19 protein-coding genes and 1 pseudogene are annotated in these 21,498 nt (G+C 36.6%); 4 read left to right on the top strand and 16 right to left on the bottom strand.

The window, feature by feature from the left end; genetic code table 11:
* Window positions 1–258: 258 nt before the first annotated feature.
* The 3 genes from V3595_RS27450 to V3595_RS27440 all read right to left on the bottom strand — a co-directional run bounded on the left by V3595_RS27450 (window position 259) and on the right by V3595_RS27440 (window position 1,923).
* Window positions 259–882 (bottom strand): FMN-binding negative transcriptional regulator, encoded by a 624-nt coding sequence (locus V3595_RS27450; protein ID WP_485911016.1) that lies wholly within the window; start codon window positions 880–882, stop codon window positions 259–261.
* A 23-nt stretch (window positions 883–905) separates the two neighbouring features.
* Window positions 906–1,424 (bottom strand): spermidine/spermine N(1)-acetyltransferase, encoded by a 519-nt coding sequence (gene paiA / locus V3595_RS27445; RefSeq protein WP_485911014.1) that lies wholly within the window; start codon window positions 1,422–1,424, stop codon window positions 906–908.
* Window positions 1,425–1,506: 82 nt separating this feature from the next.
* Entirely contained in the window at window positions 1,507–1,923 is a 417-nt protein-coding gene (locus V3595_RS27440; RefSeq protein WP_485911012.1) for a MarR family winged helix-turn-helix transcriptional regulator, read from the bottom strand.
* A gap of 94 nt (window positions 1,924–2,017) precedes the next feature.
* On the opposite strand from V3595_RS27440, the gene V3595_RS27435 reads away from it, so the two are divergent.
* Window positions 2,018–2,662 (top strand): YczE/YyaS/YitT family protein, encoded by a 645-nt coding sequence (locus tag V3595_RS27435; protein WP_485911010.1) that lies wholly within the window; start codon window positions 2,018–2,020, stop codon window positions 2,660–2,662.
* A gap of 189 nt (window positions 2,663–2,851) precedes the next feature.
* On the opposite strand, the gene V3595_RS27430 is transcribed toward V3595_RS27435, so the two are convergent.
* The 3 genes from V3595_RS27430 to V3595_RS27420 form a co-directional block, all read right to left on the bottom strand.
* The gene (locus V3595_RS27430) at window positions 2,852–3,175 is read right to left on the bottom strand and encodes a hypothetical protein (RefSeq protein ID WP_485911008.1); all 324 of its coding nucleotides are present in this window, start codon (window positions 3,173–3,175) and stop codon (window positions 2,852–2,854) included.
* A gap of 40 nt (window positions 3,176–3,215) precedes the next feature.
* Window positions 3,216–3,710, bottom strand: coding sequence for a helix-turn-helix transcriptional regulator (locus V3595_RS27425; protein WP_485911006.1), 495 nt, complete (start codon window positions 3,708–3,710; stop codon window positions 3,216–3,218).
* A gap of 314 nt (window positions 3,711–4,024) precedes the next feature.
* Window positions 4,025–4,408 carry a nuclear transport factor 2 family protein gene (locus V3595_RS27420; RefSeq protein ID WP_485911004.1) on the bottom strand — a complete coding sequence of 128 codons (384 nt, stop codon included), beginning with the start codon at window positions 4,406–4,408 and terminating at the stop codon, window positions 4,025–4,027.
* A gap of 277 nt (window positions 4,409–4,685) precedes the next feature.
* Between V3595_RS27420 and V3595_RS27415 the strand changes: the two genes are divergently transcribed.
* Window positions 4,686–4,844: a hypothetical protein gene (locus tag V3595_RS27415; RefSeq protein ID WP_485911002.1), complete on the top strand. Its 159-nt coding sequence runs from the start codon at window positions 4,686–4,688 to the stop codon at window positions 4,842–4,844.
* 362 nt (window positions 4,845–5,206) lie between these two features.
* Here the strand turns inward: V3595_RS27415 and V3595_RS27410 are convergent, their stop codons facing one another.
* The 10 genes from V3595_RS27410 to V3595_RS27365 all read right to left on the bottom strand — a co-directional run bounded on the left by V3595_RS27410 (window position 5,207) and on the right by V3595_RS27365 (window position 17,784).
* A complete protein-coding gene (locus tag V3595_RS27410; RefSeq protein ID WP_485911000.1) occupies window positions 5,207–6,067 on the bottom strand; it encodes a transporter substrate-binding domain-containing protein in 861 nt (286 codons plus the stop codon).
* A 402-nt stretch (window positions 6,068–6,469) separates the two neighbouring features.
* Window positions 6,470–7,339, bottom strand: a complete 870-nt coding sequence (locus tag V3595_RS27405) for a MurR/RpiR family transcriptional regulator (protein WP_485910998.1) — start codon at window positions 7,337–7,339, stop codon at window positions 6,470–6,472.
* 623 nt (window positions 7,340–7,962) lie between these two features.
* The gene (locus V3595_RS27400; RefSeq protein ID WP_485910996.1) at window positions 7,963–8,865 is read right to left on the bottom strand and encodes a DMT family transporter; all 903 of its coding nucleotides are present in this window, start codon (window positions 8,863–8,865) and stop codon (window positions 7,963–7,965) included.
* A gap of 488 nt (window positions 8,866–9,353) precedes the next feature.
* Window positions 9,354–10,730 carry an MFS transporter gene (locus tag V3595_RS27395; protein ID WP_485910994.1) on the bottom strand — a complete coding sequence of 459 codons (1,377 nt, stop codon included), beginning with the start codon at window positions 10,728–10,730 and terminating at the stop codon, window positions 9,354–9,356.
* 677 nt (window positions 10,731–11,407) lie between these two features.
* Complete coding sequence (locus V3595_RS27390) at window positions 11,408–12,814, bottom strand: flavin monoamine oxidase family protein (RefSeq protein WP_485910992.1); 1,407 nt, start codon at window positions 12,812–12,814, stop codon at window positions 11,408–11,410.
* A 31-nt stretch (window positions 12,815–12,845) separates the two neighbouring features.
* Window positions 12,846–13,748 carry a 4-hydroxy-tetrahydrodipicolinate synthase gene (gene dapA / locus V3595_RS27385; protein ID WP_485910990.1) on the bottom strand — a complete coding sequence of 301 codons (903 nt, stop codon included), beginning with the start codon at window positions 13,746–13,748 and terminating at the stop codon, window positions 12,846–12,848.
* 147 nt (window positions 13,749–13,895) lie between these two features.
* Window positions 13,896–15,389 (bottom strand): aldehyde dehydrogenase family protein, encoded by a 1,494-nt coding sequence (locus V3595_RS27380; protein ID WP_485910988.1) that lies wholly within the window; start codon window positions 15,387–15,389, stop codon window positions 13,896–13,898.
* Between the two features lie 527 nt (window positions 15,390–15,916).
* Window positions 15,917–16,282, bottom strand: coding sequence for a nuclear transport factor 2 family protein (locus V3595_RS27375; protein ID WP_485911035.1), 366 nt, complete (start codon window positions 16,280–16,282; stop codon window positions 15,917–15,919).
* A 158-nt stretch (window positions 16,283–16,440) separates the two neighbouring features.
* Window positions 16,441–17,232 (bottom strand): phosphotransferase, encoded by a 792-nt coding sequence (locus V3595_RS27370; protein ID WP_485910986.1) that lies wholly within the window; start codon window positions 17,230–17,232, stop codon window positions 16,441–16,443.
* Between the two features lie 129 nt (window positions 17,233–17,361).
* A complete protein-coding gene (locus V3595_RS27365; protein WP_485910984.1) occupies window positions 17,362–17,784 on the bottom strand; it encodes a cytidine deaminase in 423 nt (140 codons plus the stop codon).
* 967 nt (window positions 17,785–18,751) lie between these two features.
* On the opposite strand from V3595_RS27365, the pseudogene V3595_RS27360 reads away from it, so the two are divergent.
* Window positions 18,752–20,294: pseudogene (locus V3595_RS27360) on the top strand (spore germination protein).
* A gap of 26 nt (window positions 20,295–20,320) precedes the next feature.
* Window positions 20,321–21,409: a spore germination protein gene (locus tag V3595_RS27355; RefSeq protein WP_485910982.1), complete on the top strand. Its 1,089-nt coding sequence runs from the start codon at window positions 20,321–20,323 to the stop codon at window positions 21,407–21,409.
* Window positions 21,410–21,498: the final 89 nt, after the last annotated feature.

Raw genomic sequence — 21,498 nt, 5'->3', positions numbered from 1 at the left:
TAATGGAAATCTTTAATACAGCTTAAGGCTAAATTTGCCATACAACTTTAGATGTAGTTTCGACAGTTATTATTTTCTTATTAAGGTAACCTGCCCCGTTAGCTCCATAAGAAAAGAGCTGATCGTCACAGCTCTTTAATGAACTAACGCACCCTTTACTTTAAGTACAATCTTTCCACAAACTGAAGAGAAGCTGCCAGTATGACAGCTCCGTTCCGTTCTTTAATTCTTGCATCTGAAGGTTAAAATAAAGTGGGCTTATATGTGATTTTTTAATCTGTTTTCCATCAGTTCTGCCATTTGTTTCGAATTTGGATTTCCTTCATTTTGTAATTTATCAATGATGTTAATATAATCCGTTTCATTTCGGTTCTGACTTAATTTATAAGCAGCCTGAATTTCTCCCACCTTAATCCTAAATCCAACTATACCTTTCAGTTCACTTTCTAAGAGCTGAGGAGAAAGTTTGTCCCATAAAACAGGATTTTCACGATTTTCTTCATATTTTTCCAGCATTAATGTCAATTCTTCTATTAATTCATCTTTCTCTAAAATGCTTGCTTTACCATATACATGGACGGCTTGATAATTCCATGTTGAAACTTCTTCATGCCCATACCAAGAAGAAGATATGTAAGCGTTCGGTCCCTGAAACATAACAAGCACATCTTCACATGTTTCAAATGTTCTCCACTGAGGATTTCCATAAGCCATATGCCCAGTAATATAGTAATCATCACCTTTTTTATTTAACCCCAAAGGCAAATGAGTCGCAATTGGTTTCCCTTGTTCTGTTGTGACAATCGTGCCAAAAGAGTTTTTTTGAACAAAATCCCAAATTTCATCAACATTTGTGACCTTATAATATTTTGGAATATACATAATGATCCACCTTTCAAAAAAAGTTATAGAAGTGTTTTGGTCATTATAAAGTCCGTTTGTTCTTCATCACCCATATAAAAAGAATGGGCTCCAGTTTGAACAAAACCAATTTTCTGATAAAAACCAATAGCATTTTCATTTTTTTCCCATACGCCAAGCCAGATTTTCTTTTTATTACGTTCCATTGCGATTTCCATAGCCTTATTTAACAGATATTTACCAAGCCCAAGTTTTTGAAATTTGTTCTTTATATAAATCCGCTCGATTTCAAGTGATTCATCACCCATTTCTTCAGTCTGAGCATCATTGGTATTGACCTTTAAATATCCAGCGACTTCATTATTAAAATAAACAAAAAAGAATTGTGAAGAAATATTGGATAATTCTTTTTCTAATTGTTTTAAGTTAAATGCCCTTTCCAAATAGGCATTCATATTTTCGGGAGAATTCTGATGCTTAAATGTCTCATTAAATGTTTCATAACTAATTTCTTGAAGTTTGCGTGAATCTTCAAGGGTACACTTTTTTATATTTATAGTCATTTAAATATGTCGCTCCTTTATATAATCAATAATTTCTCTTGTTTCCCTTTTTAACAAATTCCCAGTCTTTTTCTATATTTTTTCATACTCTTTGAAGAAGATTGAAAATGGTTTCTACTTCTCTTTCGGAAAATCCCTCTAATGCAACGATATTGGAATAATCATTTTCGCTTTTTATAAAAGGATAAACATTATTCCCTTTCTCTGTTGGAAAGAGTTTTTTAATTTTTTTGTTATGTTTATCTTCTTTCTTTTCAATAAAGCCATTGATTTCAAGATTTTTTATAGCACGAGCTGCTGTTGTTCGATCTACTTTTATCATCTCAGCTAACTTTTCTTGAATGATGCCTGGGTTTTCACATATTCGAACAAGGTACAAATACTGCCCTTTTGTAAGGTCATATTCTTTAAATTCGATATTACTTATGGATTCTAATGCCCTTGCTATCATTCCAATTTCACGAAGAATTCCCTTCTTAATTAACCCCTTAGTACGCATTTTTGTTGCAAATACAATAAAAATAACATATATTAAATTTAACCTGATTTTGTTGCGTTTGCAACAAAAAAACATGATAAAGGGGTCAAGTAAAGTGAAATATGTTTTTTATGTATTGGGAATTTTAATATTAACCCTTGGTATTTCTTTCACTATACAATCAGACCTTGGAACTTCACCTTTTGATGCATTTTTGGTGGGACTGTCCATAAATGTGGGGCTTACTGTGGGAAGTTGGGAAATAATAATAGCTTTGATATTGATATGTTTTAATTCATTTTTAAAAAGGCAAAGACCAGAAGTTTTGGGGTTATTAACAGCATTTATAACGGGTATTGGTATTGATATGTGGCTTTTTTTATTGCACAATTTGATAACACCTGAACTATGGTACAGCAAAGTTGTTTGTTTTGGAATCGGCTTAGTTGTTATAGGATTAGGAACTGCAACATATTTACACACAAATTTTGCACCGATCCCAGTTGACCGATTAACATTAATCATACAAGAATTAACTAAAACAAATATATTCCTTTCGAGAACATTCATTTACCTCCTATTCTTGATATTGGCAATGATTTCAAATGGACCAATTGGCGTTGGAACTTTATTAACCGTTTGTTTAGGGGGGCTAATACTTAATTTCTTTATGCCATTTACTGAAAAAGTATTAGACCGCATATTAACACAATCCAGTACATCACCAAATTATGATAAAGATAAAAACCATTCATTATAGAATGGTTTTTTGTTTCTTGAACTAACCTGCCCCTATAGTTCCATAAGAAAAACGGTTAAACTTTTTTTAAATCAGTACAACTATATTGTAAATTAAACACCTATAAGAATAAAGAAAGCCTACGCCCCTTGTTATTAAAGGATGTAGGCTTTCTTTTATTACAGTTATTTTTTGGCTTTTCTCTATTTTTTAAAATGGAAGTCGTGGACTTTCGTCTTGATATATAGAGTAAGTCCAACCTCCATTTTCCATTTTTGAGCATTGTTCATTATTACAAGAAAAAAGATAGGTCAGCTTATCAGTACGAACACTTACCTCAAAATAGTAGGGGAATACTCCCCCTTTATTTTTATCAATACTTGTATCAATAGCAATGATATTCTCTTTTTCTGCTATCTTTTTATACTCTTCACTCTCAACCGTTTTTTGAACCATTTCACTTAAAATAACCTTTTCTTCAGAGGAAGGTTCATACCTTTGTTCAGTCAGAAACCATTTTCCGAATATATACATATTTACTCCTAAACTTATTATCAATAGAACAAGCAAAATCCTATTCTTCATATATCCCTATACCTTTGTCTATCTCGATATTCCCCACATCCTGTAATTCATTTAAACGACTTAAACTCTCTTCTTTATCAAAAGAACTATGCCAACGATAATCATATTGATCCAATATACGGTAATGGTTACTAATCAAATTTTGTTGCAAACGAAAATCCCCTCTATACTCGATTTCTTTCCACCATATCTTACCACCCATTGTTTTTTCTTTAGGCGTACCACCATTTTTGCTAGCAATTAACTGAACAAAATCAACTGGATTGTCACCAATTGATGATATCAATAATTGGCTATGATTAAACAAAGCACAAAAGGCAACAACGGTGATCCAATTGGCTTCTGTTCTTCTTTTTTCAATTTGAACTAGTGTTTTTTTCGAAATCCCTAGAATTTCAGACATCTTATCTTGAGAAAAACTTTGTTCTGTTCGAACAAGTTTCATTTTTTCTGATATTAAATTGATGAATTCTTCTTTTTCCATATATACTAAATACTCCCTTTTAGTGTAATTTTACACTAAAAGTATTATTTTTCAACAAAAAAATACCTTTTTGAATAAAATCTCACATATTAATTGTTTGTAGTCACTGCCCCTTTAGCTGCATAAGAAAAGGAGCTGCTGATCAGCTCCTGATAATAAAGTAAAGCATCTTTTAGTTAATTAAGAAAAGTATTTCTTATTAAAGAACCGCTCCCTTTTGTTGAATACCGACAATATTATTAAAGGCTTATGAAGCCTGTTCACGCGTTTATTGCAATAAAGAAATCCGTTAGCTCAATTAATGTTAGATGCACTCAACTATAATCTTCAATTAATGATATTTTCCCTTCATTAAGTCCAAATATGGACTTTCCTTTTAATTGAATCTTATCTCCACTCTTTAATCCGTTAGGCAAATCAACAGCCAGTATTGCTTCATATTCAATTTGCACTTCTGCTTTATCATCTATAGCACTATAGTCAATAACCGTCTGACGGCGACTAGAGAAAATCTTTGACGACTTTTCCGCCAGTTCTCTAAACTCTTGTATTCCTCTGGTCTCTGTGTTCATTTCGCAATTCGTGAAATTCCTAAACATTATCTCTTTATGAAGGAGTTTAACCATACTTTCAATATCAAACGAATTGTAGGTCAGAATATAATTTTCAATGATTTCTTTGCTCTTTTCACTAATCATGATATATATATCCCTCTCATCAATATAATTTTTTAAAATATATATTCTTTACGACACATATATTCCCTTCAATTCCCACAAAATAATACGATGAAGTATGTAGAGTATCACTTGAGTTTCCGAGAGGTGTTAATGGTTTTTAGGGCTATTTTTGCAAAAGCAATTTGCTTCTGTTTCTTCAATATTCTGGACCAATTGTTGAACAAAGTTCAAATAGTACTCTTGAACTTTTTTGTAAATAATAAGATTGTTAAACAATAAATTGAGGAGGACTTGTATGCAACAGAATCAACAAGCTAAAGGGAACTTGGATTCAATTATGAAACCGGAATTTGCCGGAACTGATGCACAAAAAGTAAAACAACAAATTCAAAAAGATGTAAACGAAGGACAAGGTGCAATGACTTCCCGAGAGGCAGGAGCAATGCGCGATTAAAAAACCACTCTAAGTGGTTTTTTATTTTTCTGCTTCAAAATTATTGAGCTAGCCTGCCCCTTTAGTTAATTAAGGATATTTTTTTTACATTTAAAAGGCTATCAAATGATGGCCTTTTTTAAGGTACTAACACAGGTGGAGAAATAAAGAATGTTAACCTTTTTAAGACTTTTGTGACATTATTTCTAATGTGCTATGGAAATGAGGTTGACCGTGCGTAATGTCCAAAGAGTAAGACTGAGACAAGCTTATGGTTTTATAATCCGTAAAAAAGCCTTCTAATACTATTAAAGCACCTGTTATCGGAAAAACGCTTACCTACACGGCAGTATTTAGAGTTGCTTTGGGAGCACCTCTATATTCTATTCCATCCACTTTTTGTAGAGGGCATCAAATTTTCCCTGGAGCTTCATTTCATCCATCCACATTTCCAAGTAGCTTGCATAAATGAAATCACCTCTTGGGATCATATAGCCTTTTTCACTGTTTGTGAAAGGCTTGTCAGTTTGAGCCGCATACAATCTGGGATCAGCTTTTGCATACAGCATTGCTTCTACTGTGTCAGTGATCATTACATCATACGTACCTTCTGCAACAAGATGTGGGATATCAAGATTGTTTTCTACAACCGTTACTTTAGCATTGCTTAGATACTGATGGACAAATTCTTCGTTTGTTCCGCCTGGATTTACGCCAATGCGTACAGAAGGCTTGTTGATATCTTCAATGGTAAGATACTTGTCTTTATCTTCCTTGCGAATCAAAGGCACCTTACCGAATGAAAGGTAACCTTGGGATACATAAGCGCTTTTTTGTCTGGCTGTGTTGCGAGTCACACCGCCCACAGCGATATCAAATTTGTCCGCTTGCAGGTCTTTCATCATCGCAGGCCATGCGGTAGCGACAAATTCCACCTCCACACCAAGGTCTTTGCCAAGCTCTTTGGCAGCGTCCACGTCAAAGCCTTCATACTCATTTGTTTCCGGGTTCAAATAGGTAAATGGTTTGTAGTCCCCAGTCATTCCTACCCGGATGTATCCACGTTCGATTATCTCATCAAGCTGGGAAGACTCAACTTTTTTCAAATGCCCTGGTGCATTTTCTGATGCAGGTTCAGCCGAGACGTTTTGCGAGGAGATCAGGTCGTGACCGACATACCCAGTACCTAGCAAGGATATGCTAATCACTCCAGCCATCAGTGCTTTTTTCCAATTGTTAAACATGTGATTTTACCTCCATTTTTTTCTATATTTTTAATTGATCTACCAATTATTAAAAATACAACAAAATAAATGAATCACCTTCAAAAACAAACACTTTTTTATATTTAGGTTATATTAGCGTAGCAGTTGATATGAAAAGGACTACACATATTAGACAAATCTAAAATGTGTAGTCCTAATTTAATTTCTGTTTGAACTAAAGCAGCTGTTAGTTGAAGAAAAATTGCTCCTATAATTAAAGGTTTTATTTTCATTTTTCTTTTTATAACCAAGTATATACATAAAATTATTGAAATGACGATACTAACAGAGAAATGTCCATCAGAGCATTGGTTGATGAATTAACAAGCTCCCCTTGAGCAAAAACAAAAAACCATTGGATATAAAATTGTTTTTCTAGTATTAATAAGTAAACGTTATATTTTTTTCTATAAGTGTTTTTTCAAGTCTTTTCAACTTTTTAATCGATTCTTCTGATGACCGTTTACCAATTTCAATTACCAATGCATCAATTAATGCCATAATAGGTATTACTGAAAATTGTTCTTCACTAACCTCTACTTTCAACGTTACAGACGCATATGAAATAATTGGACATGAGATATGATCTGTTATCAATATAATGCTATTGCCTAGTTCATAGGTCAGCTTTACTGCTTCGATAATTCGATTAGTGTAGGGTTCGAATGCAAAAACTACTAAAGTTTCATCCTTTTCAAATTGCAAAATCCTGTCATAAATTACTTCCGTATCATGTCCTAGTTGCCTTATCTTGGGATAGAATTCTCCAAGCAACAGTTCGAAATATAATGCAGTTGCTTTATACGGTCGAGTACCCAAAACATTGATATAACCTGATTTTACAATGTAATCAATTGCTTTTTCGAAATTTTCCATTAAATTAGTATCTAATGATTTGTTTAATAAATTAACTGATTCTTTCCAAACCTGCACTAAAGTTGGAACCTTCCCTCCTTCATTTTGTATTTCTGTAAAAGACTTCTTCAATGTCCATTTTGAGACGGAAGGCACCGATTCATCATAGATATCTTTTCGTAAGTCATTAAAATTTTCATACCCTAAGGCATTTATCGTACGCACCACAGTTGAAATTCCAACTTCGGCATTATCGGCAAGCTCTTTAATTGTTATTAATCCTATTGACTGATAATTTTTTAGAATATAATCGCATAACTGTCTTTGTTTTTTTGGTAAAGAATCTTTAATATCAACTATTTTATTAATTGTTGTTGTTTGATTATATAAACTCATTTAAATCCCCTTTTCACCTTCAATTTGCAGATTATCCGTCAAAATTGATCCACCTTGGGTCCATTATATCCTATATTCAAAGAAAATGGCCGGAATCAAAAAGGACACTTCTGAATGGCGCCGGTTCGTATTATAGGGTGAATCCTTTCATCTGATTAGCCTATTATTTATAGGTTAAGGTAACCGGGGGAATGGGTGTGTATATGGAAAAATCAAAGTGGTTCTTACGTTAGTTTGGGGAGGAGGCGTTTGGTTATTAGATTAGTATAAAACCAAAGGAGTGTGCTTTATATAAATTCTCTTTCTTGGTCTTCTCCCGATCCCTTATTTGGATCTTGTCCATATTTCTTCTATTAAAGTTGTATTTATGTCCATTCTTGACTTATTAATGGGAGATTATTGCTTACAATATCGAATCACGTCCTATTAATCCCTTAACTCCAAGATGCTTGAGCATTTAAAACAAGAACTGAAGATTATATTCATAATCACACAGACGAATCAAAGAGAATTAAAAAGAATGAGCCCGGTGGATTACCGGGTTCATTCCCTCAAGGCTGCCTAATTTTCGGGTTCACTTCAAGGATAGGAGAACGGTCTCAAATCCAGTCCATCATTGTATATCAACGGCTTTTCTTACTCTTAGACCGTCCGCCTGCGACAAGAATTGCTGAATACAAAACCAATGCGATCCCTAACACCTGCCATCCCCGCAGATGCTCCCCAAGAAAAAGTACTCCAGTTACTACTGCAACGATGGGTTCTATCGTTGCTAAAATGGAAGCCTTACTAGCTTCTAAATACTTTAGTCCTGAAGTGTACAAAACAAAAGCTGCAACCGTTGATACTAACGCTAACAACACAGCTGACATCCAAACATCTACATATTGAAATTTATCAGTCTTTCTTATTATGTCACTTGTCAATAACATGAAAATACTCGTATAAAAAAATGTGTACGTGGTAATTGTCAATGCAGAATAACGTTTCGTTACAGGTTTACTGAAAATACTGTACAACGCATAACAAAATCCAGATAGAATCCCCATTAACAAGGTATTCAAAGGTATACTTTCTTGGCCGAATGGCAGTAAACCTACAACAAATGCGCAACCTGTAATAGCAAGAGCAAGTGCCCAGCCTTTACGAATGGTCAAGGGCTCTTTAAAAAAGAGCCGAGATAGGATGGTTACAAACAAGGGACCTGTATATAAAAGTGTTACTGCAAGGGATAAGCTCGATTGAGAAAAAACTTCAAAGTAAAAAAAATTAAATAAGGCGATACTAAAGATGCCCGCACCAGCGAAAAAAATATGATCTTTTAATCTGGTACGTAACTGATCACGATAAAAAACTGCCATAAGTAGAATTAAGATAACAAAGGTAAAGATACCTCGAATGGCAACTACGTCCCAAGCCGTGAAGCCGCGAGCATACAATGGAGCAATAAATAATCCAATAAGCCCCCAACATAATGCACCAGCAATTGTAATGAAGTAAACTCTCAGGCCCGATAATTTTTTCATTTCATTCACCCCCTATTCAGTTGTACGTTAATTTCAATCTTCAAAATATTGAGCTTCCATTTAGTATGAATGCATCAGGTTGAAACAAGACAACATCTCCATCTTCTGGAGTTCCGCCCCATAACTAGAATATCAAATTTAAAGCCACCTATCCGTCTAGGCGGAAGATGACTAGTGGTTTTATTAAAAAGGCTAGGATTTCGTCTGTTTTATTTAGAGGGAAGCCAGCTGGGCATTTCCCGTAACGATTGCATCCAATAGTACGGGAATTCCTGTGCTGGATCCCTTCACACAAAGGCATGACTTTTCCTATAAAGGGAATGAGGCCGGCCAATCACTTTGCCACTAACCGGGTCAACCCCTCTCCAGAAACTCAACATCTCAGTGGTTCAAGTAATTCTCCCTCGTTTTCACCTCCTATCAACGCTTTTCCTTCCAGACGAAGACAAAATACTTTTCTCTAAATCTTGTTAAAAGTTCTCTCTTTTCTAATTAATGTTTTTTTTCGGTGCAAAGCTGTCTTGTCTTTTATTTCCGGATTTATTGATAGAGCTGGTTTGCGTTAAACTCATATTCTTTGTTTCCGGGGCCATGAAGAGAGAGATTAAAAATCCAATGAAGAACAAGGCCCCACAAATATACAGCGTAGCTGCCAAACCATAATTCTCCAAAATGAACGGAAAGAAAAACGTACCGATGGCAGAGGCGATACGGGTTACTCCTGTGATAAAGCCCATTGCCGTGCCCCGAATATGAGTGGGAAAAAGCTCGTTAGGATAGATCCAATCATGGGCTCCCATCGCAGTATTAAACGTTCCATATATTATAAAGAGGACTAGGATAAAAACAAACGATGTATTCATTCCAGAGGTTGCTGCCAGTACGAATAAAGAGATGGCAGATACCAAAAACGGAAAAATAAGCGTAGGTCTTCTCCCAAATTTTTCAATTAAATAAAGAGCGGGAAGCAAGCCGACAAGATAAACGATATTAATGACTGCTGACCCCAGATATTCCCTCGTTCCATTAGCAAAACCAAATTGTGTAAGGATCTCAGGGATATAGGTTCCTATTCCAAAGGTGGGTATAACTTGAAGCGACCAGAATGCAGACACGAAAAATATCCATTTTCCATAACCATTTCGAAACATATCGAGAAAGGCGGTTTTCTCCTTGGTCGCTGGTTCGTCTGACATGATGACATGATCCCCGAATATTTTCTTAACAATAGCGTTTGCTTCTTTTTCTCTTCCTTTGCTAGCCAGCCAAAGAGGGGATTCTGGCATATTTAAACGTGCGACAAGCATGATGATTACTGGAATCGCACTGCTTAAAAGCATCCATCTCCAGCTCGTATCACCTACAGATAGCAAAAAGAAACCGACCAAATAGGAACTGGCGTAACCGACATACCAGAGTCCATTAAGCCCTCCAAGCAAGGAACCACGATTTTTTTTCGGAGAAAATTCCGCCATCAAGGCTCCTGCAATTGGGTAATCTGCCCCTATTGCAACACCTAAAATAAATCGTAAAATGATTAACTGAATGGGATCGTCGATAAAAAACTGAAGGATTGACACAATAGCCATGATAAGCATATCGATAAGAAACATCTTCTTCCGGCCAATAAGATCTGTAAGATAGCCCCCTATTATTCCACCAACAAACATACCGGCAAGAGTTGCCATCCCAATCAACCCCATAATGGTTAAAGACATATCGAATTGGGACTGCATAACAGAAAGTGCTACCGCAATAATTCCGATAATATAACCATCAATGAATGTACTCCCACTGGCGTAGGCAAACATTTTATAATGGAATCTACTTAAAGGCAGCTCATCCATTGTACGGACTTTATTCATAAATTCCCTCCCATTATTTTAAAAAAAATTTTTATTTCGATTCATCTGTTCCTAATAGCGAAATAGTACCTTGGTTATAAAGATAACGCTTCCATTTTGCGCGACATGTATTATACTTCATCAAAGTTATAGAAAGGGCTATTGCTTAAGTATTGTAAGTCCTACAACAACTTCAATTGACAATTTCTGAGTATGTCAAGAAGTTTAACCAGGAAGGTGCTTCACCGGGAAAGACTCCTTTTCTGTCTCAAGAACAAGAAAAGGAACTCCGTGAACGAATGCAGCTCACCTGCTCAACTGAAGAAGGATCTGGCTGTGAAACCTCCTGAGATACCAGAACTTTGTAAGGTGTTCTAGAGAAAAAGTTTGCGACCACGATATCCAGCACACAGGAATCGGCGATAGCTGAAACGCTGGGGCGAGCATCTAGACACTTGCCCGAAAGTGCTCCAGCGAATTGGTTCGTTAGCTATGTTGAAAGATTAAGATGTACTTATAGACTTAAAAATTTTCGTATTCTATCAACTAAAAGCTCTGGGAATTCCCTCATAAAGTCGCATTATTGATTGTAAAAAAGGACCACTATTTTTGCTGTCGGTTTAACAAGCAAATAATATACATGCTTTAGTATAATTTCAAAATGAGTTTAACTGATTCCCTCAACAAAACCTTGGTAATTAATTAGAAACTGCAGTCTTGAATTTCTTCTCTTTTTGGGTTGCGGGAAGCTCGAAATCCAGGAAGCTATTAATACTCTGGGCTGCAGTGAATCCTGTTTGAATGGCTGTTTCCGTATAATAGGAGCCTAAATAATCACCTGCCAAGAACAATCGACCCGCAGATTTTGTTAAAACTGGTTGTATTTCTGCACGGCCTGGGAAAATATAAGCAGATCCGAATGGGAATTTTTCTACGTGAGCCTCCACTACATGATCACTAAAACCAGGAAATATTTCATTTAAATCTTTCAAATATATTTGAATAATTTCCTCATTAGATTTATCCATTAGCCGACGCCCGCTTTCCCCCGGTGAAAATGTCATAAGACTGCTGCCTGGCTGTCTCTCAGTTTCTATTGAACGGACCAGATTAGATTGATGAAGAATAATGTCAAATGACCTTTTAGGCGTAGCAAAAGAATATACATGATCCCAAACTTGAGGTCCTGTTTCATTTGTTAAAAATGCTGCACTGACATGTGGACCATATTTAACCTTGCCAAGAGCGTCTGCGATTTCCGGATCAATGTTTTTCGCAATATTTTTTGTAATTGTGGCAGGAGTCGCGAGGACTGCATAACGTGCTTCCACCACATGCTTCACGCCATTTTGAGTATAGTGTACGACGACAGAGTCTTCTTTCTGAAGAACTTCCGACACTTTTGCATTTAGTTGAGCCCGCTCACCTAATGTTGTTGCAATCGTGTTTGTAAGCGTTGATGCTCCCCCAACAATATTTCTCCCTAACCCATCATCTTTGTTCCATACAGTGTGGAAATATCCTACACCTGATCCTGCAGTCATCGTCTCAGGACTGCCAGTCGAACGGCTAACTGTAGGTCTAAAAATTGCATCTGCATCTGGTGGTAATTTACCAGTGAATTCGGCAAAGGTCCGATCACCCATAAATTCTAAAATTCGTTGTTGTCGAACTCTATAGTCCTCTCCCGGACGTTTTTTTGCTACTTTGCCGTACTTGATAACAGCTGCACGCACTTTAGCACCTGCACGTATCATAGCAAATCTAGCTTTCCATGCCATAGGGGCCCTAAATGGATACAGTTCAACCGGACCATCTAAAAGCAACTTCCCATTCAAAGACATTGCCGTTAAAATTCCTGGTACAGGTAATGCAGTTATGCCTACAGATTGAAATAATTCATCTGTAGCTGAACCAGCTCCAGCATATAGATGTCCGCCCCAATTTAACCAATAATCTCCTCTGCGTTCAGATCGTACACGCCCACCAATACGATCATCGGATTCTAAAAGTAAAATATCATGGTGTTTAAGACGCCAGGCAGCGGACAAACCAGCAAGTCCGCCGCCTATGATAATTACATCTTTCATTGGATTTCCTCCCATCCCTTATATGTCTATCATTCTCCTAATTCAATTAATGCTGTTTCAATTTTAGTTCCCCTAATTCATTTAATATGGTTTCAATCTTTGATTTGAACTTTTCGGAAGCAGGCACTAGTGGCAATCTACTTGATCCTCCTGGTAATCCTAGTGCTTCCAAGCCTGCCTTTAATGTTCCTGGAATCGTTTCTTCTTCAATAACATTATATAAATCCAGCAATTGCTGATTTAATTTAGTTGCTTCTTTTAAGTTGTTTTCATTTACGATCAAATCATATAGTTTTGCTATTTTTTTCGGAGCCAGGTTGTGGACTAATCCAACAGCACCATGGCCTCCTAGTGCTAATGTAGGTAAGATTAAATGTTCGAAACCAGTAAGTACCGCAAAGTTTGGATTGTCTTTTGTCAATGCAATAAGTTTAGAAGTATGCTGTCCGTCAGCAGTATTTTTAATACCAACGATTCCATCTATTTGACTGATTTCATTAATTAGTTCTGGATCAAGTTCAACACCCGTAGCATCTGGATAATGATAGATAACAATCCCAATGCTGGAGTTTTCCGCCACTGCTTTGTAATGATCAATAATTCCTTGTCTACTAGTTGTCATATAATAAGGATTGATTACCAAGGCACAATCTGCACCAGCTTCAGCTGCGTATTGAGTAAGTGCAATTGTATCTTCTGTTCGGTGGCATCCTGTACCCGCCATAACTGGTAATCTTCCGTTTGATGTTTCACACACGAATTTAATTACTTCTTTTCGTTCTTCCATGCTCATTAGTGAGTATTCCCCAGTACTTCCTCCCACTAAAAGACAGTTCATTCCTCCTTCAATCAAATGTTCTATTATTTGTTCAAGCCCCTTATAATCAATACTGTTATCCTCATTCATAGGTGTTGGTAAAGCTGGAATCATTCCAAAAGGTTTATACATATTTATCCTCCTCATACATGTTAATTAATTAAACGGAATTTTTATCCATTGATTTCTTGATGCTTGATAAAATACATGGAAAAGTTACATCTATCTATATAGGTGTGCAGTTTTTACGGCCTTGCATGATTTTTAAAATTTCCCAGTCTACTTTTGTTTAAGATTCACATAAACACTTTTCACTTCCGTGTAGTTCTCTAAGCCATACTCTCCGCCCATTTCGCGTCCAATACCAGATTGTTTGTATCCTCCAAAGGGCATTGACTCCCACTCAAGACCAACGTCATTGATCCAAACTGTCCCTGCTTGTAGTTTGCGGGAAATATAGTGACCGGTTTTTATATTTTCTGTCCAAATACTAGCTGCTAGACCATAATCGCTATCATTTGCTCTTTTAATGACTTCTTCAACCGTATCAAAAACCAAAACCGACATTACTGGACCAAAGATTTCTTCACGCGCAATGGTCATGTCATCTTCTACATCCGCAAAAATCGTTGGTGGAACAAAATAGCCTTTATTAAATACATTTTCGTCTCCCGTAACAAGACGTGCGCCTTCTCTTTTTCCTTGCTCGATGTAGCCAAGAACAGTTTGTTGCTGTTTTGCTGAGACAAGGGGACCCATATCTGTTTCCGGATCCATTCCGTGTCCCAGTTTCAACTTGTTCACACGTTCTGCCAATCCCTGCACTACCTGATCGTAATGTTTGCGATGAACGTAGATACGTGTACAAGCACTGCAGTTTTGTCCATGGTTGTACATCGTCCCATTAAATGCCCCCTCAATTGCTTCTTCTAGGTTGGCGTCCTCTAGGATGATTGCAGGTGATTTACCACCTAGTTCCAGCGTGACTCCTTTGATTTGATCTGCCGCTTTCTTCATGACTTCTTTTCCGACAGCAGTTGATCCAGTGAACGACAATTTGTCCACCATCTTATGAGTGATAATTGCTTCTCCAGCCACTCTACCTGTGCCAGGAATGATGTTAACGACGCCGTCCGGAAAACCAGCTTCTTTAAACAGTTTTGCTATATAGAGGAGAGAAAGTGGTGTTTCACTTGCCGGTTTAATAACCACTGTACAACCAACAGCTAAAGCCGATCCTAGCTTCCAAGCAGCCATCAAAAGAGGAAAGTTCCAAGGAATAATCTGGCCTACAACCCCGACAGGTTCATGCACAGTGTAATTCACATATTCTGGTGATACTTGTGTCGTTTTTCCTTGTATTTTCGTTGCGAAACCCGAATAATATCTGAAGTGTTGGATTGAACCATCAACATCATCTGTTAATGCGACTTTATATGGCTTACCGTTATCAAGGGACTCGAGTTGCGCAAGCTCTTCACGGTTTTCTTCCAAAAGATCTGCGAACTTATAAAGAAGGTGTGAACGTGTAGCCGCTTTCATTTCCGGCCATTCACCTTCATCGAATGCTTTTCTTGCAGCTCGCACGGCAATATCGATGTCTTCAGTTTGTGCTTCGCTAACTTGTGCAATTACTTCTTCAGTAGCAGGGTTAAGAACATCGAATGTGTTTCCACTTACAGCTGGTACGTATTCTCCATTAATATAAAGACCTATAAATCTTTCCAAAAACTTTTTTACTTTCGGTTTTAATTTGTAATCAGTTGCCACCATTTTATTTATCTCTCCTTTTTAGTTTTTAATATTTTCTGTTTAAAAATTATAAATAACTGAATTTTTCAAATTATTTATTAAAACAAATATTACCAACAAAATGAATTGTTGTAAACCATTTTTTATAAAAGGGAATATATTTATTCATTTATTTAATATTCGTAACATCTTACATTCGGGTATCATTCAGACATACTAATCAGTATTCTCTTGTTATTTTGCTGAAAAACGTGAAAAATCTGGCAACTAAACAGGGAGATTAGCAGAATATAAAACATGTACTAATTTAACGGATGTGAAGGAAGAAGTTGATTGAGTTATAGAAGAATACAATGAGTGTCGTTATCAATGGGACTAAAGAAAATGGCCCCGGTACAATACCGGGGCCGCCTATTAGCCGCATAGTTCAGTAGAGGTCGGCTTTTTTTCTTACTTTGTGAAGGATGTACAATCTCGTAGCTCCATAAAGAAAAAACTGCCTTAAAGACAGTTCCGATCTTAAGCTACGCACCCGGTTAGTTCAGTAACTAAAGCGAAGGATTTGTTTTTGTACCTTGGTGAAAAAACATTTTCCATCTTCCATCTCTAAATTTCCAAATTGAACTTCGCAATGAATGTTGTTTATTTACTTCGTTAAATATTCGGTAGGTAGTTAACACTATTTCTTCAGACAATGGATGTGTTTCAAAATCACTCAATGTCATCTTTACCTCACCTATTCCTCCTTCACCAATCCCCTCATCTTTGTACAAGACTTTACCAGAACTTCCAAATTCAAAAAAATTGTCTGCAAGTAAATTAGTAAGCTCTTTTTTAGATGTACGAATTTCTGGTTTTAACAACTTCCCTTCCAGGTGACGTAAATGTTCTTTTAACGAAGATTCACTTTCCATTTTCCACTCCCCTTTTTTACTGTCCATTATAAAAATATCCCCAATACTCGCTTTTCCCTCTTCAAGCTAACCTGCCCAGTTTGTTGCATAAGAAAGGAACTGCTGATCAGCTTCTGTTAATGAAGTTAAGCACCGGTTAGTTCAACAAAAACCTACCCTTAAATCCACTCTTTTCCATGTTGTCGAATGGATTTGATATCATTTTGATAATGTTCGAGATGCCCTTCAGCAATCATTTTTTGAAAAGCAATATCACCTTCACTGGCTTTTCTTGTAATGGTTTTACATAACCCTTCTAATCGTAGCAATACCATTTCCAAATAATTTTCTTCTATTCCCTCACCGTAAGATTCAAAAAACAATCTAACTCTTTGTTTTATACGGTTAGCATGCTGTATTGAATTATAATAAACTTTCTCACCTGTTTCAGAAAGATAAAATCTACTTAAGGGGACGCAAGTATAAAGAGTATAAGCTATGTCCCAAAGTCTTGGACCAGGTCCAGCAACATCAAAATCAATAATGCCTATTGGTCTTTCATTATTAAAAATAATGTTGTACATTGCAAAATCATTATGGCATAGTACCTCAAATTGTTGGGGGGTGTTATCTATCGGTTCCCAGCTACCATCAAATGAAAAATCACTGACAGAATCATGATAAAGACGGAGCATTTTCGCTATTTCTATTAAGACATCTTCAGACCACATATATTCTTTTAAAGGATAATTACCAGCTTCTCCTTCAATAAATGATAATATCTCTCTTCTTTTTTCATCAATACCTAAAAACTTTGGTGCATAACTGAAACCTTTGTTCTCCAAATGCTTTAATAGCTTATGAATTTTGGGACTATCTGGCTTTAATTCTCGTCGCACTGTATCTCCCGAATGATAAACATTAGAAACATTCCCTCCTGTTAGCATCTCTTCGTTTTCATGGTTTGACATCTATATATTCCTCCCAACTATGACTCTCTATAATCCATAAACCAATTCCTGTTTGTTCAACTCTCCTGCCCCTTTAGTTACATAAGAAAATGGAGCTGTTTCCAGCCCCATAAAGAAGTAAAGCACCTGTTAGTTGAATAATTCTTCATCTTTGTATGCGTAAGACCAATGAAACGGCTGGACTTCTTTTAAGGTTTTAAAAAGTAATTGTTTCTCATCATATGAAGTAGTTACTGCGACTTTTACATCCCTTCCCCAGTAAAACAACCTTTCTTGACAGACCCCACAAGGAGTTAATACTTTAAATTCTTGGTTTTCATCATCTCTTACAACGCAAATTGAATGAGTAATTTTTGCATTAAATTTGTGTGCTTCCAAAATCGCACCTGTTTCTATACATAACTCTGTTGAAGCATTTATGACCTCTGGTGATACACTTGTTAATATTTCTCCATTGTTAGTGTACATTGCTGCTGCACCACCCCAGCCAGTAGGGTACCTTTTTTCAATAAGTCCTTTCGCTGCTTGATATAACTTTTGTTCAATATTCACTCTTTTCCCCCTACTTTTATTCTTAAATATATCCAACTTAACTGTAACATCTTAAATCGTTCTTCAACTAACTGCCCCCGTTAGTTCCTTAAGTAAAGGCTGCCACATCCGCCAGCCTCAATTCTCAAAAATTGCACCTTATAGTGAAATTATTGAAAGTTATTAGCTTTTTATGATTTTGGCAATCTTGAAAATTCCAAAGCCGCAAAGAATAATGATACCCATTATGATAATTGGTATTAAAATATTAAATGACATTAAATCATCTCCCTTTAAATTATGTAAGTTATTCTTATATCCATATAATACCACATTAAAAACATCTACTTATGGAACTATCCTGCCCCGATAGTTCCATAAGAAAGAGCTGCCTTAAAGACAGCTCTGATCTTCAGCTAACGCACCCGTTAGTTTAAGTACATTTCTTCACAAACTTATATTAGCTCGCAACTAAGATTTAAGAACATAATTGATAAATCAGCTATTGGGTTAATAAAGAAACGTGACTTAAAAAGTTACCACCAAATAAAGACCTTAACGGTCTCTCTTTTCCTAACCATTAGATTTGGATCATTTGCACTGTTTATGTAAGCTGCCATTACATATTATTCCATTTGAATCCAAGTCATATTTACAACCAGTGGAGATTGTTGGATGACATTTATTGTCCCGTGTAGCTAATACACGTATAAAGTGATGGAAATAAGGCGAATTGCCTTTAACTTCCTTGTATAAGACACGTGTAAGATATTAATACTATTTAAGAAATAAAGGAATTTTGTAGAAGATTACACAGATTTTAGCTGCTGATATTAGGCAAGTATAGGGTGATGAAAATGTGGAAAACGATTGTTTCCTACCTTCCAGAATGGCAGGTTTTTATACAAGCTTTTATTGTGTTTTTTATTCCGTATTTAATCTCCAAATTGTTTAATCGGCTTCGCAACTCAAAGGATGAGTGATGAAAATGAAAGAGTGGATATCAAAGATCAGTAAAAAAGGAAAAGTTACTAATAAAGACAAACAAGAAGCAAATACCTCCCAAGATTCAACTGATCAGTTTACAGATAATTTTAATTTAAATCTAGAAATGGTTAGGCAAGAAATTGGACATAATTGGGATGTGCATTTTCGAGAATTTAATATAGGGCGTACCGGTATTCGGTCAATTATCATTTTTGCGGATGGATTATCAGATAAAGACATCATTGATGGTTGACTTTTCAGCAGAATATAAACAGGACCTTCCTTACGTCAAAGGAAGCATTTCAAAAGAATTCATAAAAAATGAAGTGTTATCCATTAGTGAAATAGAAGCAGTTCGATCCATTAAAGAATTAGCATCAAAAGTATTAACAGGTTCTACCGCGCTTTTGATTGATGGATCAGTGGATGCCCCCCTAATCCTTGGAACTACAAAACTAAAAACAAGGACTGTTGAAGAGCCGGTATCAGAGGCATTAGTCAGAGGTCCACGGATCGGTTTCACTGAATCTTTAGTTGATAATACATCTTTTTTAAGGAGTAGCGGTGAAATTGAAAATTTATCGTTAGTACAATTCCAAGTAGGTAAGCAGTCAAAAAAAGACTTAGTTGTCGCTTACATTAAAGATATTGTTGATCCCGAATTAGTTCAAGAGGTAGAAAATCGAATTAAGAAAATTGATATTGATAATGTGCCAGAATCAGGTTATGTAGAGCAACTCATCGAGGATAATTACCTTAGTCCTTTTCCGCAGGTACAGAATACAGAGCGTCCTGATCGCGTGATCGCTGCTTTGATGGAAGGCCGGGTGGCCATTTAATTGGATGGGACGCCATTCGCTTTGATCGTTCCAGTTACATTAAGCATGATGTTACAATCACCGGAAGATTATTATGAAAGATGGATTCCTGGCACATTCATACGTTTACTCCGTTATCTCACAGTTGTTCTGGCTCTTTTTACACCGTCTATAGCTTTCATCTCATTTCATTCAGGGCTGATTCCGACGAAACTGGCCATATCCATTATCGGAACAAGGGCCGGGGTTCCGTTTCCGGCACTTATCGAAGCATTATTCATGGAAATATCCATCGAAATTCTGAGGGAAGCAGGACTGCGCTTACCTAAGCCAATTGGTCCAGCCATGGGTATCGTCGGTGGATTAATCATTGGGGAAGCTGCTGTACAGGCAGGGATCGTTAGCCCTGTTTTGGTGATAGTAGTAGCGTTAACCGCTATTTTATCATTTTCCATTCCGCACTATAGTATTGGGATTACATTACGGATTCTTCGTTTTCCCGCAATGCTATGTGCTGCCACATTTGGATTATACGGGGTCATTCTCTTTTTTCTTTTAATGACCAGCCATTTAGTTAAATTAAAAAGCTTTGGTGTACCTTATATGAGTCCAGCCGTTCCTTATCGCTTAAGTGAATGGAAAGACCTGATGGTTCGCATGCCACTTATGATGATGAAACGCCGTCCAAAGATGATGCATACAAAAAATCCCATACGTAAAGGATAACTCATCGGTGAAAGGGTGGTTAAAGAATGATTCTCAATCCGAAAGACCAAATCACGACTCCTCAAACAGCTGTGATAATCATCAACTTTATACTTGGTACAGGATTACTCACCCTACCCCGATCATCTACGGAAAAGGTACATACACCAGATGTATGGATAAGCGTTATTATAGGCGGGTTGATCGCCATAATCGCAGGGGTGATCATGGTCAAATTAAGCCAACAGTTTCCCGATAAGACCTTTTATCAATACATCAATGAAATTGTAGGAAAATGGGTGGGAAGTTTACTCAGTTTAGTTGTAATATGTCATTTTTTCACAACTTCCGGATTTCAGCTCCGAGCAATGGCTGAAGTTATAAGGTATTTACTTCTGGAGGGTACCCCTACATGGGCAATTACCATGATTTTCATGTGGGTGGGTCTTTATCTGGTCCTGGGCGGCATTAACTCGATCGCCCGTCTTTTTGAAATTATATTACCTTTGACAGTTATCCTTTTTTTGGTAGTTGCCTTTATGAGCATCAAAATATTTGAGATCGATAATCTACGTCCGGTATTAGGAGAAGGAATCATCCCTGTACTAAAAGGAGTAAAAACAACGGCTCTCGCTTTTTCAGGTCCTGAAATCATGTTACTGCTTCTTCCGTTTATGAATCAGCAAAAAAAAGCAGTAAAAGCCCTGCTTGTTGGAGTTTCCATTCCCTTGATTTTTTACGTGATAACGGTCGTCATGGTTGTCGGAGCATTATCTATTGATGGAGTGGTCCTGAGAACATGGCCAACTCTTGATCTTATACGAAGTTTTGAAATCTCCGGTTTGATCTTTGAACGGTTTGAATCTTTATTGCTCGTGGTATGGATCATGCAAATATTTGCGACATTTACCATAACATTCTATGCAGCTGCTCTAGGACTGGCTCAACTTTCAAAAAAGAGCATTCACCCATTTATGTATGGCTTGCTTCCGATTCTATACATCATTGCCATGATTCCGAAAAATATGAATGACCTATTTAAACTAGGGGATTTCGTCGGCCATATGGCATTGTTTTTATTTGGTTTTCTCCCGCTTCTCCTGCTTATCATCTCAAGAATAAAGGGAGGAAAATGAAACAATCACATAACAATATACGCCCCCTCTTCATTTCCCTCTCCGTTCTTTTGTTCTTATCCCTTACAGGATGTTGGAGCAGTCATGAA

The sequence above is a fragment of the Bacillus sp. CFBP9009 genome, from assembly GCF_036541465.1.
Taxonomy (GTDB): domain Bacteria; phylum Bacillota; class Bacilli; order Bacillales; family DSM-1321; genus Peribacillus.
Note: the sequence above shows the minus strand (reverse complement) of the source record. Positions and strands in the feature narration are given on the sequence as shown.

Bases quoted from the DNA above. Each gene is read 5' to 3' on its own strand.
- V3595_RS27450 (WP_485911016.1), bottom strand. From the start codon at position 882: ATGTATATTCCAAAATATTATAAGGTCACAAATGTTGATGAAATTTGG.
- paiA (WP_485911014.1), bottom strand. From the start codon at position 1,424: ATGACTATAAATATAAAAAAGTGTACCCTTGAAGATTCACGCAAACTT.
- V3595_RS27440 (WP_485911012.1), bottom strand. From the start codon at position 1,923: ATGCGTACTAAGGGGTTAATTAAGAAGGGAATTCTTCGTGAAATTGGA.
- V3595_RS27430 (WP_485911008.1), bottom strand. From the start codon at position 3,175: ATGTATATATTCGGAAAATGGTTTCTGACTGAACAAAGGTATGAACCT.
- V3595_RS27425 (WP_485911006.1), bottom strand. From the start codon at position 3,710: ATGGAAAAAGAAGAATTCATCAATTTAATATCAGAAAAAATGAAACTT.
- V3595_RS27420 (WP_485911004.1), bottom strand. From the start codon at position 4,408: ATGATTAGTGAAAAGAGCAAAGAAATCATTGAAAATTATATTCTGACC.
- V3595_RS27415 (WP_485911002.1), top strand. From the start codon at position 4,686: ATGCAACAGAATCAACAAGCTAAAGGGAACTTGGATTCAATTATGAAA.
- V3595_RS27410 (WP_485911000.1), bottom strand. From the start codon at position 6,067: ATGTTTAACAATTGGAAAAAAGCACTGATGGCTGGAGTGATTAGCATA.
- V3595_RS27405 (WP_485910998.1), bottom strand. From the start codon at position 7,339: ATGAGTTTATATAATCAAACAACAACAATTAATAAAATAGTTGATATT.
- V3595_RS27400 (WP_485910996.1), bottom strand. From the start codon at position 8,865: ATGAAAAAATTATCGGGCCTGAGAGTTTACTTCATTACAATTGCTGGT.
- V3595_RS27395 (WP_485910994.1), bottom strand. From the start codon at position 10,730: ATGAATAAAGTCCGTACAATGGATGAGCTGCCTTTAAGTAGATTCCAT.
- V3595_RS27390 (WP_485910992.1), bottom strand. From the start codon at position 12,814: ATGGGAGGAAATCCAATGAAAGATGTAATTATCATAGGCGGCGGACTT.
- dapA (WP_485910990.1), bottom strand. From the start codon at position 13,748: ATGTATAAACCTTTTGGAATGATTCCAGCTTTACCAACACCTATGAAT.
- V3595_RS27380 (WP_485910988.1), bottom strand. From the start codon at position 15,389: ATGGTGGCAACTGATTACAAATTAAAACCGAAAGTAAAAAAGTTTTTG.
- V3595_RS27375 (WP_485911035.1), bottom strand. From the start codon at position 16,282: ATGGAAAGTGAATCTTCGTTAAAAGAACATTTACGTCACCTGGAAGGG.
- V3595_RS27370 (WP_485910986.1), bottom strand. From the start codon at position 17,232: ATGTCAAACCATGAAAACGAAGAGATGCTAACAGGAGGGAATGTTTCT.
- V3595_RS27355 (WP_485910982.1), top strand. From the start codon at position 20,321: ATGATTCTCAATCCGAAAGACCAAATCACGACTCCTCAAACAGCTGTG.